14 protein-coding genes are annotated in these 13,036 nt (G+C 58.3%); 4 read left to right on the top strand and 10 right to left on the bottom strand.

The window, feature by feature from the left end; genetic code table 11:
* Nucleotides 1-181 precede the first annotated feature (181 nt).
* The 4 genes from SPH27_RS12950 (at nt 182) to SPH27_RS12935 (ending at nt 4,815) form a co-directional block, all read left to right on the top strand.
* Entirely contained in the window at nt 182-1,726 is a 1,545-nt protein-coding gene (locus SPH27_RS12950) for a PTS transporter subunit EIIC (protein ID WP_322435695.1), read from the top strand.
* Between the two features lie 12 nt (nt 1,727-1,738).
* Nucleotides 1,739-3,106 carry a 6-phospho-alpha-glucosidase gene (locus tag SPH27_RS12945; protein WP_207167720.1) on the top strand — a complete coding sequence of 456 codons (1,368 nt, stop codon included), beginning with the start codon at nt 1,739-1,741 and terminating at the stop codon, nt 3,104-3,106.
* A gap of 90 nt (nt 3,107-3,196) precedes the next feature.
* A complete protein-coding gene (sseA, locus tag SPH27_RS12940) occupies nt 3,197-4,045 on the top strand; it encodes a 3-mercaptopyruvate sulfurtransferase (RefSeq protein WP_039263741.1) in 849 nt (282 codons plus the stop codon).
* Entirely contained in the window at nt 4,045-4,815 is a 771-nt protein-coding gene (locus tag SPH27_RS12935; RefSeq protein WP_048978844.1) for a MurR/RpiR family transcriptional regulator, read from the top strand. Before sseA ends, SPH27_RS12935 begins: the two co-directional genes overlap by 1 nt.
* A 17-nt stretch (nt 4,816-4,832) precedes the next feature.
* Here SPH27_RS12935 and sseB read toward each other — a convergent pair whose 3' ends face one another.
* The 10 genes from sseB to iscR form a co-directional block, all read right to left on the bottom strand.
* Entirely contained in the window at nt 4,833-5,609 is a 777-nt protein-coding gene (gene sseB / locus SPH27_RS12930) for an enhanced serine sensitivity protein SseB (protein ID WP_023333036.1), read from the bottom strand.
* Nucleotides 5,610-5,719: 110 nt separating this feature from the next.
* Nucleotides 5,720-7,006 carry an aminopeptidase PepB gene (pepB, locus tag SPH27_RS12925; protein WP_182071374.1) on the bottom strand — a complete coding sequence of 429 codons (1,287 nt, stop codon included), beginning with the start codon at nt 7,004-7,006 and terminating at the stop codon, nt 5,720-5,722.
* Between the two features lie 180 nt (nt 7,007-7,186).
* Nucleotides 7,187-7,387, bottom strand: coding sequence for a Fe-S cluster assembly protein IscX (gene iscX / locus SPH27_RS12920; protein ID WP_003860650.1), 201 nt, complete (start codon nt 7,385-7,387; stop codon nt 7,187-7,189).
* A gap of 1 nt (nt 7,388) precedes the next feature.
* Nucleotides 7,389-7,724, bottom strand: coding sequence for an ISC system 2Fe-2S type ferredoxin (gene fdx, locus SPH27_RS12915; RefSeq protein WP_003860652.1), 336 nt, complete (start codon nt 7,722-7,724; stop codon nt 7,389-7,391).
* Between the two features lies 1 nt (nt 7,725).
* Nucleotides 7,726-9,576, bottom strand: a complete 1,851-nt coding sequence (gene hscA, locus SPH27_RS12910; protein WP_182071375.1) for a Fe-S protein assembly chaperone HscA — start codon at nt 9,574-9,576, stop codon at nt 7,726-7,728.
* 14 nt (nt 9,577-9,590) lie between these two features.
* On the bottom strand, nt 9,591-10,106 hold the full coding sequence (hscB, locus tag SPH27_RS12905; protein WP_182071376.1) for a co-chaperone HscB: 516 nt from the start codon (nt 10,104-10,106) through the stop codon (nt 9,591-9,593).
* A 198-nt stretch (nt 10,107-10,304) separates the two neighbouring features.
* Nucleotides 10,305-10,628: an iron-sulfur cluster assembly protein IscA gene (iscA, locus tag SPH27_RS12900; RefSeq protein WP_003860659.1), complete on the bottom strand. Its 324-nt coding sequence runs from the start codon at nt 10,626-10,628 to the stop codon at nt 10,305-10,307.
* Between the two features lie 13 nt (nt 10,629-10,641).
* Nucleotides 10,642-11,028: a Fe-S cluster assembly scaffold IscU gene (iscU, locus tag SPH27_RS12895; protein ID WP_003860661.1), complete on the bottom strand. Its 387-nt coding sequence runs from the start codon at nt 11,026-11,028 to the stop codon at nt 10,642-10,644.
* Nucleotides 11,029-11,052: 24 nt separating this feature from the next.
* The gene (iscS, locus tag SPH27_RS12890; RefSeq protein WP_008502157.1) at nt 11,053-12,267 is read right to left on the bottom strand and encodes a cysteine desulfurase; all 1,215 of its coding nucleotides are present in this window, start codon (nt 12,265-12,267) and stop codon (nt 11,053-11,055) included.
* 117 nt (nt 12,268-12,384) lie between these two features.
* Nucleotides 12,385-12,876 (bottom strand): Fe-S cluster assembly transcriptional regulator IscR, encoded by a 492-nt coding sequence (iscR, locus tag SPH27_RS12885; protein WP_023308826.1) that lies wholly within the window; start codon nt 12,874-12,876, stop codon nt 12,385-12,387.
* Nucleotides 12,877-13,036: the final 160 nt, after the last annotated feature.

Raw genomic sequence — 13,036 nt, 5'->3', positions numbered from 1 at the left:
GCAGAACGGCATCACGCCGCTACGCCGTGATGGAACCGCGATCACAGCACATAACGTCACATGTTACCTTTCAAGTCATTTGTTTTTAAAACAAGAGGATAGCTGGCTAAGCTCGCCCGAAGGCTGCTAGTTTTATGACCATGACGCACCCCGAGTGCGCGGTTCAAAAAGAGAGAAAGCCATGAAACGAGCCGTGAACGCCCTACAAAATTTCGGAAAATCATTGTACGGACCGGTACTTATCTTACCGATCGTCGGTCTGTTTATCGCCTTTGGTAACGTGCTGGGTAACGGTAACCTCGCTGAATACCTGCCGTTTCTGGGCCATCCGCTGATTCAGCACCTTGGTCAGCTTATCGCGAAATCTGCCGTGTCGGTGCTGGTCAACCTGGCGCTGGTGTTTGCCGTCGGGATCCCGATTGGTCTGGCGACGCGGGATAAAGGCTATGCCGCGCTGATTGGTCTGGTAACCTTTGTCGTGTTCATCAACGCCATGAACGTCACGCTACAGCTGCAGGGCGCGCTGGCGCCAGCGGCCCAGATGAAAGCGGCCGGGCAGACCATGGTGCTGGGCGTGCAGGTGCTGGAGGTGGGCGTTTTTGCCGGGATCCTAACCGGGGCGCTCTCCGGATATCTGTACAACAAATACTCCGGCGTACAGTTTAACGGCGCGATGGCAATTTACTCCGGCCACTGTTTTGTCGCCATCGTCATGCTCCCCGTCTCCATGCTGCTCGGCGTGGTGATGAGTGAACTGTGGCCGTATGCCCAACACGGCATTAGCGCCCTGGCGCTGGCCATCAAAGGCTCCGGGCCGTTGGGCGTGGCAATCTACGGTTTCCTGGAACGTATTCTGGTCCCCACCGGCCTGCACCATCTGGTTTATACCCCGTTCCTCTATACCGAGCTGGGCGGCACGCAGGAGGTATGCGGCGCAACCTATCAGGGCGCACGCAATATCTATTTCGCCGAGATGGCCTGCCCGGACGTGAAGCAGCTCAGCAGCACCGTGGTGTGGGACGCGCGCGGCATCAGCAAGATGTTCGGCCTGCCTGCCGCAGCCCTGGCGATGTATATGACCGCAAAGCCGGAGCGTAAAGCCATTGCGAAAGCCATTCTGATCCCGGCGGCGCTGACCTCGCTGCTGGTCGGCGTGACCGAGCCGATTGAGTTCTCCTTCCTGTTCGTCGCTCCGCTGCTCTTCGTGGTGCACGCGGTGCTGACCGGCATCGGCATGATGCTGTTCTCGCTGCTGGGCGTTCACGCCATCGGCGCCAACGGGATTATCGACTTCATCCTCTACAACCTGCCGCTCGGCACGGAGAAGTCCAACTGGCCGATGTACATCGTGGTCGGGCTGATCATGTTCGCCCTCTACTTCGTGGTGTTCCGCTTCCTGATCCTGCGCTTCAACATGAAAACGCCGGGCCGTGAGGATGACGATCGGGAGACGCGCCTCTACAGCAAGCAGGAGTACCAGGCGAAGGGCAATAACGACGGGCTGGGCGAATCCATCGTGACGGGTCTGGGCGGCCGGGAAAACATTGAGGTTGTGGACAACTGCTACACCCGCTTACGCGTCACGGTGAAGGACGTCGCCATTATCGACGAGCCGCGGCTCAAGGCGACCGGCGCGAAAGGGATTATCAAACAAGGTAACAACGTTCAGGTGGTCTACGGGCTGCACGTCAAAAAAATGCGAGAAGCCGTTGAGACGTTTCTCTGAAAGGAGCTAAAGATGTTTACACCCCCATTTATTTTGTCGATTGCCGGCGGCGGTAGCACCTACACGCCGGGCATTGTGAAAAGCCTGATGGTGCGCCTGCAGGATTTCCCGCTGGCCGAAATCCGCCTTTATGACATCGACGAGGCGCGCCAGAACACCATTGCGCCCGTCGTCGAGAAGGTCATTCGCGACCACAGTCAGAGCATCAAATTTACCGTCACCAGTGATCCGGAAGTGGCGTTCAGCGGCGCGCATTTCGTCTTCGCCCAGATGCGCGTCGGCCAGTACAAGATGCGCGAGCAGGATGAGAAGATCCCGCTGCGCCACGGCGTGGTCGGTCAGGAAACGTGCGGGCCCGGTGGCCTGGCATACGGGCTGCGCACGATCCTGCCGATGGTGGAACTTATCGATCTGGTGGATCGCTACGCGCACGAGAAGGCCTGGATCGTGAACTACTCCAACCCGGCGGCGATCGTCGCGGAGGGCGTGCGGCGGCTGCGGCCAAATGCGCGGGTGCTGAACATCTGCGATATGCCTGTCGCCGCGATGCGCAATATGGGGGCGATTCTGGGTGTCGATCGCTGCAGGCTGGAGGTGGACTACTTCGGCCTGAACCACTTCGGCTGGTTTACCCGCGTGCTGGTGGACGGTGAGGACAAGCTTCCCGAGCTGCGTAAACATATCGCGAAGTTTGGCCTGCTGACGGAAGATGCGGCTAAAACCGACCCGCAGCATTCCGATCCATCATGGGTCAAAACCTGGCGCAACATTAAGCCGATCATGGACAACTTCCCGGAGTATCTGCCGAACCCGTATCTGCAGTACTACCTGATGCCGAACCAGATCGTCGAGCATCAGAACCCGGACTATACCCGCGCCAATGAAGTGATGGACGGGCGCGAGAAAAAGCTGTTCGCCGCAGCTGAAGAATACAAGCGCACCGGGATCCTGCCGGATGCCTTCCACGTGGGCGTTCACGGCGAGTTTATCGTCGATGTTGCCTGCTCGCTGGCCTTTAACCTGCGGAGCCGCCATCTGGTGATGGTGGAAAACCGCGGGGCGATTACCAACCTGCCTTACGATGCCGTGGTGGAAGTGCCCGCTTATATCACCTCCGAAGGCCCGGAACCGATTCGCGTCGGTCAGGTGCCGCTGTTCCATCAGACCCTTTTGCAACAGCAGCTCGCCTCTGAACAGCTGCTGGTGGAGGCGACCATCGAGGGCAGCTATGAGAAAGCCCTGCAGGCGTTCACCCTCAACCGCACCGTGCCAACCATGGAGCATGCAAAAGCGATTCTGGATGAGATGATCGAGGCCAACCGCGACTACTGGCCTGCGCTGCAAAAAGCCTGGCAGGACGGCGAAACGGTGAAAAAATAGGGGCTTGCTCGCGAGTTGAACGTGGTTTGCTTGTCGGTGTCAGAAAAAACACCGACAATCCTTTTTTACGGAAAAGAATGGAGGCAACCCATGTCCACCTCATATTTTGTCGCCGCCGACTGGCTGATTGAGCACGGTGACGATCCGGAAGTTCAGATTATTGACGCGCGTATGGCCCCGGCCGGGCAGGAACACCTTCGCGATATGGTCGCGGAATACCGTGCCGGACATCTTCCTGGCGCGGTATTTTTTGATATCGAAGCCCTCTCCGATCGCAACTCTCCCCTGCCGCACATGCTGCCGCGCCCGGAAGCGTTTTCCGTGGCGATGCGCGAGCTGGGCGTCAGCAAAGACAAACACCTCGTTGTTTATGATGAAGGTAACCTCTTCTCCGCACCGCGCGCGTGGTGGATGCTGAAGAACTTCGGCGTGGAAAAAGTCTCTATTCTGGCGGGCGGGCTGGCGGGCTGGAAGCGCGACGAGCTGCCGCTCCAGCAGGGTGACGTGACGCTGCCGGAAGGCGAGTTCGACGCCACGTTCGACGCGCACGTGGTGAAACGCCTGACCGACGTGCTGGTCGTGAGTCATGAAAAAACGGCGCAAATCGTCGATGCCCGTCCTGCTCCGCGCTTCAATGCCGAAGCGGATGAACCGCGTCCAGGGCTGAAGCGCGGACATATTCCGGGCGCGCTGAACGTGCCGTGGGGCGATCTGGTGTTTGAGGGCGAGCTGAAAACCACCGACGAGCTGCGCGCCATTTTTGACCGTGCTGGCGTTGATTTACATCGTCCGATTATTGCCAGCTGCGGCTCCGGCGTCACGGCCTGCGTGGCGATCCTGGCGCTCGCCACGCTCGGCGCGAACGACGTCACGCTCTACGACGGCGCCTGGAGCGAATGGGGTGCGCGGGACGATCTGCCGGTTGAACCCGCGAAATAATGGATAACCGCCTGGCCACGCTGTTAACGCGCGGGACATCGCTGACCCGCGCGGAGTATCGCGTCCTCGCCCACCTCACGGAGCACCCGCTGCTGGTGGGCAACATCACGGTACGCGAGCTGGCGCAGGCGACGTTTGTTTCTACAGCCACCATCATGCGGCTGTGTCAGAAGCTGGGGTTCAGCGGCTTTAGCGAGTTTATCTGGCACTGCAAGCAGCTGCTCTCCGACACGCCGCATATTGCCGCCCAGGGGCCGTCGCTTCCTGAACTCCCGGCGCTGTTTAATCAGTTTATCGCCAACTATCAGCACACCTTCCAGTGGGTCACGCAGGAAAAGCGCCAGCAGTTTGCCGACCTGCTGCGCCAGAAAGAGAGCTTCTTTCTCTACGGGGCCGGGTTTTCCTATCTGTTTGCTGAGTACCTGACCAAGAAGCTGCAGGTGCTGGGCAAAACGGCGTTTATCTCCGGGCCGGGGGACAGCCGGAATATTTTCCTCAGCAACGCCGCCCGCTATCAGGTGTTTATTGCCGTCTCGCGCAGCGGCGAAACGGAGCAGGTGCTGGATAAAGCGCGGATTGCCAAAAACGTCGGCATGACGATCGTCGCGTTTACCCGCGCCTCGGCCAACACGCTGGCGGGGATGGCGGACGTGCATTTTGCCCTCTATGACGAAGCGGTACACTTCGCCGCCGAAGCCGCGGGGGTGACGTCGTTTGAGTCGAATCTGGTGCTGCTGATGGATTTACTGCTGCTGGAAGCAACGGGGTGATATTCACCCCGCCGTAATCAGATGATGCGGTTGGTTTTGAGATCGCGCAGGAAGCCGCCCCAGCGACGCTCGTAGAACGGCGTGATGTGCTCGGTAATAAAGTGGCTGATGCCCTTCTCACCGTTCTTCACCTGGCAGATATCAATCGGCTCGTCGCCCGGCAGCGTGTCGGTCGCCACGCTTCCCGCGGCCTGAATGATATCGTCGATATCGCCGTCCGCCTCAATACCAATCAGCAGAACCGGATGCTCGTCCGCGCGCTCTTTAATGGAGCAGAGAAACGCGCGTCTAACCGGTTTCAGGGTTTTGAACAGCGTCGTCAGGGAATCAATCATCTGCGCGGGCGGCTCGGCCACTTCAGACAGCAGCAGCGTTTCGCCCCCTTCCAGCACTTCCTGGGTGCTGAGCGGGTTGCCCTCTTCACCTATCAGATGGCTGATTTCACGCGGGGTAAACTCTTTCCCGGTCGGCAGCTTCGCGTTAAGGAACAGCGTCTGGCCAAGCGTCATTTCGAACAGGGTACGCACCGGCATCACTACGAACGCCTGTTCGTCTTCTACCGCTTCCTGCAGGGCTTCCAGCGAGGTAAAGAACGGGATCACCGACGTGCCGTCGTCTTTCTCCCAGTGCAGCAGATCCAGCGCGCTGTCTTCGACAACCTGCTCACCTTCCGCCGCGGTGCCCGGCACCCAGACGGTGGATTCCAGCAGCGTGCGGAAAAATGCCGGACGGTGGGCGGGCTCGGTCGCCGCCTGCTCCAGCAGGGTTTCTAATTCGTTTTTGGTTTCGGACATAACAATTCCAGATGATGCATTTCCCCTCACCCCAGCCCTCTCCCTCAAGGGAGAGGGAGCAAACCATCCCCTCTCCCCTTGGGAGAGGGTTAGGGTGAGGGCAATAAAGATTACTCAGCCGTCAGCAGGTTCGCCACGGTACGCACGCCCAGACCGGTCGCGCCAGCGGACCACTGCTCAACCGCCGCTTTACGGTAGGTTGCGGAGCAGTCGATGTGCAGCCAGCCTTCGTGGTAGTTCTCAACGAAGTGGGACAGGAAGCCTGCCGCCGTGCTTGCACCCGCCGGGTACGCCGCGCTCGCGGTGTTGTTCAGCTCGGCAAAGTTGGACGGCAGCTGGCTGCGGTGGAACTCGGCCAGCGGCAGACGCCAGAACGGCTCGTTTTCCGCAGCGGCGCTTGCCAGCAGGCGAGCGGCCAGCTTGTCGTCAAAGCTGAACAGCGCGTGGTAGTCGTTGCCCAGGGCGGTTTTTGCCGCGCCGGTCAGGGTCGCCATGTCGATAATCAGCTCTGGCTTCTGGGCAGACGCGTCGATCAGGCCATCGGCCAGCACCAGACGGCCTTCGGCGTCGGTGTTCATCACTTCGACGTTTTTGCCGTTGCGATAGCGAATGATGTCGCCCAGCTTGAAGGCGTTACCGCTCACCATGTTGTCCGCGCAGCACAGATACAGCTTCACGCGCTTGTTCAGACCGCGGGTAATGGCGAACGCCAGCGCGCCGGTGATGGTTGCCGCGCCGCCCATGTCGGACTTCATGGAGTCCATGAACGCGCTCTGCTTCAGGCTGTAGCCGCCGGTATCGAAGGTGATGCCTTTACCCACCAGGCAGGCAAAGACCGGCGCCGCTTTATCGCCGGTTGGGTTGTAATCCAGCACCAGCAGGACCGGAGGACGCTCAGAACCACGGCCCACGGTGTGGATGCCCATGTAATTCTGCTCGCGCAGGTCTTCACCTTTGGTGATGCGGTAGGACATTTTCTCGCCCGCCACGCCGCACAGCAGGTCAACCGCGCGCTGCGCCAGCTGCTCCGGACCAAGCTCTTCCGCCGGGGCGTTGATGGTGTCGCGCACCCAGTCGATGATTTGCAGGCGGCTTTCCAGCTCTTTCTGACCGGCTTCGTCGAGGTTAGCCCACTCGATTTTGCGGGTGCCTTTCGGCCCTTTGTAGCCTGCCCAGAATGCCCAGCTGCGGTCGGTGTCCCAGCCTTCGCCTTCCAGGGAGACATGCTTAATGCCCAGGACGTCAATTTTGCGGGCGGCGCGCTGGATCAGGCCCAAATCATCGTTGCCCGTCAGGTGCAGGGTAACGCCGTCGTTGTTGATGCTGTAGGTGGCTTTCTCGCCCCAGCGTGCGTCAGCAGGCTGATTCGAGAGCGTAATCTTCATCGCTTCGGTCATTTTATTTATCCTTATTAGCAAACGGGCCGCCTGAAGGCAGCCCATAGAGTCTCTTTCCACTAAATGATTCGCGTTGCAGGAAGGCGGCAAGCGAGTGAATCCCCGGGAGCAGAGATAACTCTGTGACCGGGGTGAACAAGCGCAGCCAACGCATCGGCAACGTGAAGCATGACGTGGAAATTATTCTGCTTCATCTAACCAGACTAACAGAATCGCCTCCAGAATTTTTTCATTGGATGCGTTTGGATCGTCGTCGAAATCCTCTAAATCGCAGATCCACTGGTGCATGTCGGTGAATCGTACGGTCTTCGGATCGAGATCCGGGTTCGCGTCGTAGAGCGCTTCGCCGATTTCACGGCTGTCTGTCCACTTCAGTCCCATATCAATGCTCGCGTGCGTGGTTGATGGTGTAGCGTGGGAACTCCACGACCAGATCTTCATCGGTCACCGCGGCCTGGCAGCTCAGGCGGCTGTCTGGCTCCAGACCCCATGCTTTATCCAGCATGTCGTCTTCGTCTTCGGTGCTCTCGGCGAGAGAGTCGAAACCTTCACGCACGATGCAGTGGCAGGTGGTGCAGGCACAGGATTTTTCACAGGCGTGTTCCACTTCGATACCTGCACGCAGGGCAACATCGAGAATGGTTTCACCGGTCTTCGCTTCCAGAACAGCGCCATCCGGACAGAGGTCCGCATGAGGCAAAATAACAATCTTTGGCATATTAAACCTCGTCCACGGACTGGCCTTTCAGCGCGACGCGGACAGATTTGTCCATGCGGCGAGCAGCAAAGTCCTGGGTTTGTTTATCAACGTTTTTAATGGCTTCTTCTATTGCGTCAGCGTCATTGCCTTCTGCTACTGCGCTTAAATGCGCGGCAGCGTCGTCAATCACCTGGCGCTCAGCGGCGCTTAACAGCGCGGCATCGGTAGCGAGCGCGCCGTTCAGGCTCTCCAGCACGCGGGCGGCTTCAACTTTTTGTTCAGCCAGCATACGCGCCTTCACATCCTGCTCGGCGTAGCTCATTGAGTCCTGAATCATGGAGGCGATTTCGCCATCGGTCAGGCCGTAGGACGGCTTCACCTGAATGGACGATTCCACGCCGGTCGATTTTTCCATCGCCGTGACGCTCAGCAGACCGTCCGCATCCACCTGGAAGGTGACGCGAATATGCGCCCCGCCCGCAGGCAGCGCCGGGATGCCGCGCAGCGCAAAGCGCGCCAGAGAGCGGCAGTCCTGCACCAGCTCGCGCTCGCCCTGCATTACGTGGATGGACATCGCGGTCTGACCGTCTTTGAAGGTCGTGAACTCCTGCGCGCGCGCCACCGGAATAGTGGTGTTACGCGGGATCACTTTCTCCACCAGGCCGCCCATGGTTTCTAATCCCAGCGACAGCGGGATGACGTCCAGCAGCAGCATTTCGCTGTCCGGCTTGTTGCCGACCAGGATATCGGCCTGGATTGCGGCGCCCACGGCAACCACTTTGTCCGGGTCGATGGAGGTCAGCGGCGTGCGGCCAAAGAATTCGCCCACGCGCTCGCGCACCAGCGGCACGCGGGTCGAACCGCCCACCATGACCACTTCCAGCACCTCGTTCGCCTCAACGCCCGCATCTTTCAATGCGCGGCGGCAGGCCAGCAGGGTGCGTTTCACCAGCGGGGCAATCAGATCGCTGAACTGGTCGCGGGCGATCTCACCCTGCCAGCCCGCAACGTTTACGCTAACAGTCTGCGCATCGCTCAGGGCGATTTTGGCGTCGATAGCCGCATCCAGCAGTTCACGCTGCACGCGCGCATCGCTGCGATCGCTGATGCCCGCCTGCTCGCGAATGTAATCCGCCAGCAGATGGTCGAAGTCATCGCCGCCCAGCGCGGAATCCCCGCCGGTCGCCAGCACTTCAAATACCCCGCGGCTTAAGCGCAGGATCGAGATATCAAAGGTACCGCCGCCGAGATCGTAAACCGCAATCACCCCTTCCTGACCGGAGTCGAGGCCGTAGGCAATCGCCGCCGCCGTCGGTTCGTTCAGCAGACGCAGCACGTGCAGGCCTGCCAGACGCGCGGCGTCTTTGGTGCCCTGACGCTGTGCATCGTCAAAATAGGCCGGAACGGTGATGACTACGCCGTCCAGATCGCCGCCGAGCGTCGCCGTAGCGCGAGCGGCCAGCGCTTTAAGGATGTCGGAGGAAACGCGAATCGGGTTCAGCAGACCGGCCGCGGTCGCAATCATCGGCAGGCCGTTTTCACTGGCCTGCAGCTGATACGGCAGATGCGGATAGCGGGTCTGAATATCGGCCAGCGAGCGGCCCATCATGCGCTTTACGGAGCTGATGGTGTTGGCCGGATCGCGCGCGGCGTTGGCGCGGGCGTCATAGCCGACCGCGTGACCCTGCTGCTGGTAGTGGACCACGGAAGGCAGCAGATGGCGGCCCTGCTCGTCAGCCAGCGTTTCCGCCTGGCCGCTGCGCACGGTCGCCACGAGGGAATTGGTGGTGCCCAGATCGATACCCACCGCCAGACGACGCTGGTGCGGTGCGGCACTTAAGCCAGGCTCACTAATTTGTAATAAGGCCATAATTGCTTCCGAAATTAAAAATCGAGCAGCTTTTCTTCGAGTTGTTCAGCACTGCTTCGCAGTTTATCGAGAAAACGGAGTTTGCGCACAGTGTCTGCCGCCGCGTCCCAGGTCTCGTTGTTTAGTTGCTCCACCATCTGCTGATGGCGGGTATCGAACATGCCCTTCACGCGCGTGATGAAGCTTTCCAGACGCGCTTCGTCTTTGGCCTGTTCAATCTCATCCAGTTCTTCGCGAAGTTCCAGCTGTTCCATCAGAAACGCGGTGTCGCGCACGGTATGCTGTTCGCTCGCCAGATCGAAACCGTGGAGCGAGAGCAGATATTCTGCACGCGCCAGCGGATGGCGCAGCGTCTGCCAGGCCTGGTTGATGGTCGCAGATTGGGAAACCGCAGCCAATTGCTCAGACTGAGTACCACTGGCGAATTTATCCGGGTGATACTGACGCTGAAGATCCTGAAAACGGATCGTCAGCGCCTGGAGATCAATCGGGTATTGAGCGGGTAGTCCGAAGAGAGTGAAGTAATCCATAACATTCTCAGGGGTAGCCTGTTAGAAGAAACCCCACGCGCAGCAGAGCCACGGTGGGGTTATACCTTCTTACTTCGCGCTGCAGATGCGTTGTCTGCGCTCGTTCACCCCAGTCACTTACTTAAGTAAGCTCTTGGGGATTCACTCGCTTGCCGCCTTTCTGCAACGCGAATTAATCGGTATAACAGCGGAACGCGGTTAAACGTGGAAGCTTTCGCCGCAACCACACTCGTCTTTGACGTTCGGGTTCGTGAATTTGAACCCTTCGTTCAGGCCTTCTTTGACGAAGTCCAGCTGAGTGCCGTTGAGGAATTGCAGGCTTTTGCCATCGACCACCACCTTCACGCCCTTGTCTTCAAACACGGTGTCGTCAGACGCCGGCTCGTCAACAAACTCCAGTACGTAAGCCATACCAGAACAGCCGGAGGTACGTACGCCCAGTCGCAGGCCAAAGCCTTTACCACGGTTCGCCAGAAAAGAGCTTACTCGCGCGGCAGCGCTGTCGCTAAGGGTAATCGACATACTCAAACCTCAATTATTTTGCTTCACGTTTGCTTTTGTAATCCGCAATGGCGGCTTTGATCGCGTCTTCTGCCAGAATTGAACAGTGAATTTTCACCGGTGGCAGTTCGAGTTCTTCAGCAATATCCGTGTTCTTGATTGCCTGTGCTTCGTCCAGAGACTTGCCCTTCACCCATTCGGTGACCAGGGAGCTGGACGCGATAGCAGAACCGCAGCCGTAGGTCTTGAAGCGCGCGTCTTCAATGATACCTTCATTGTTGACTTTAATCTGCAACTTCATCACGTCGCCACACGCCGGTGCGCCAACCATACCGCTGCCGACAGATTCGTCGCTGTTGTCAAAAGAGCCAACGTTGCGCGGGTTCTCGTAATGATCGATGACTTTTTCGCTGTATGCCATGATTGAATTCTCCTTATGTACCGATTAGTGATGTGACCATTCAATGCTGTTCAGATCCACGCCCTGCTTGAACATTTCCCACAGTGGAGAAAGGTCGCGCAGACGGCCGATGGAATTGCGAACCAGCTTGATGGTGTAGTCAATCTCTTCTTCGGTAGTGAAACGACCTAAAGAGAAACGGATAGAGCTGTGCGCCAGCTCGTCGGTCATGCCCAGCGCGCGCAGCACGTAGGATGGCTCCAGGCTTGCAGACGTACAGGCAGAACCGGAAGAAACGGCCAGATCTTTCAGCGCCATGATCAGCGATTCACCTTCAACATAGTTGAAGCTGACGTTGAGGATGTTCGGTGCACCCTGCTCGAGATCGCCGTTCAGATACACTTCTTCCATATCTTTCACGCCGTCCCACAGACGGTTACGCAGCGTGCGCAGGCGCGCCATCTCGGTTTCCATCTCTTCTTTCGCAATGCGGTACGCTTCGCCCATGCCCACGATCTGGTGAACAGGCAGCGTGCCGGAACGCATGCCGCGCTCGTGACCACCGCCGTGCATCTGTGCTTCGATGCGGATACGCGGTTTACGACGAACGTACAGCGCGCCGATCCCTTTCGGGCCATAGATTTTGTGGCCGGAGAAGGACATCAGGTCCACTTTCAGCTGGCTCAGATCGATAGGCAGTTTGCCCACGCTCTGGGTCGCGTCAACGTGATAGATGATACCGCGCGCGCGGCACATTTCGCCGATGGTAGCGATGTCCTGAACGACGCCGATTTCGTTGTTAACGTGCATGATGGAAACCAGAATGGTGTCATCACGCATGGCCGCTTCGAGCTCTTTCAGGTCGATGATCCCGTTGCTCTGTGGGGCGAGATAGGTTACTTCGTACCCTTCACGCTCCAGCTGACGGCAGGTATCCAGCACGGCTTTGTGTTCGGTTTTGCTGGTGATGATGTGCTTGCCTTTTTTCTGATAAAAGTTGGCAGCACCTTTGATCGCCAGGTTGTCGGATTCGGTCGCACCGGAGGTGAAAACAATCTCACGCGGGTCGGCACCCACCAGGTCGGCAATCTGATTACGGGCGATATCAACCGCCTCTTCAGCATGCCAGCCAAAACGGTGTGAACGGGAAGCTGGGTTACCAAAGTTTCCGTCCAGGGTCAGACACTGCATCATTTTCTCGGCAACACGCGGGTCCACCGGCGTGGTTGCGGAGTAATCGAGATAAATCGGTAATTTCATTGCTCTTTAAACTCCGTACATCGCTTCAATGCAAGGAATCAGGCAACCGGCTGGATGTACGACCGAGTACGCGGGGCGTGACCGCCCCGGCCTGATTCTGAAATCTTTATCGTTTTATTAGGCGCGCAGTTTGACGTCGATAGCGTCCTGCGCGCGGGTGCTGCGTTGGGAATCCTGACCGTGCTGACGACCAGAGACATCCAGAACTTCCTGGTTGTTGACCAGTTCACCCAGGGTGATGTTGTTCAGGAAGCCGGTAAGACGGTCGCTCAGATCGCGCCACAGCGCGTGGGTCAGGCATTTATCGCCGCCCTGGCAGCCGCCTTTACCCTGGCAACGGGTCGCGTCAACGGATTCGTCAACTGCGCTAATCACTTCACCAACTGCAATACTGCCCGCGTCTTTACCCAGCAGATAACCGCCGCCTGGGCCACGAACGCTGGAAACCAGTCCATTTTTACGCAGTCTCGAGAACAGCTGTTCCAGGTAAGAGAGGGAGATCCCTTGTCGTTCAGAAATATCAGCCAACGGAACCGGGCCCGCTTCGGAGTTGAGCGCAACGTCCAGCATCGCGGTCACGGCATAACGCCCTTTAGATGTCAGTCTCATGTCTTACTTAACCTCAAACTCGCCCCTGCCCGGGGTTTTTTATTGTAAAATGGGGGTATTGCATAGCAGGGCCAAGTCTGACATTCCTGACTAAAATGGTCAACTATTTACTTGACTGTTTTAGTCAGGTATTTAACCTTCTGTGCCTTCATAACCCAGG

Source organism: Enterobacter sp. A103, from assembly GCF_034427535.1.
In the GTDB taxonomy this organism is placed as follows: Bacteria; Pseudomonadota; Gammaproteobacteria; order Enterobacterales; family Enterobacteriaceae; genus Enterobacter; species Enterobacter asburiae_B.
This window is presented reverse-complemented; position numbering and strand designations above follow the sequence as displayed.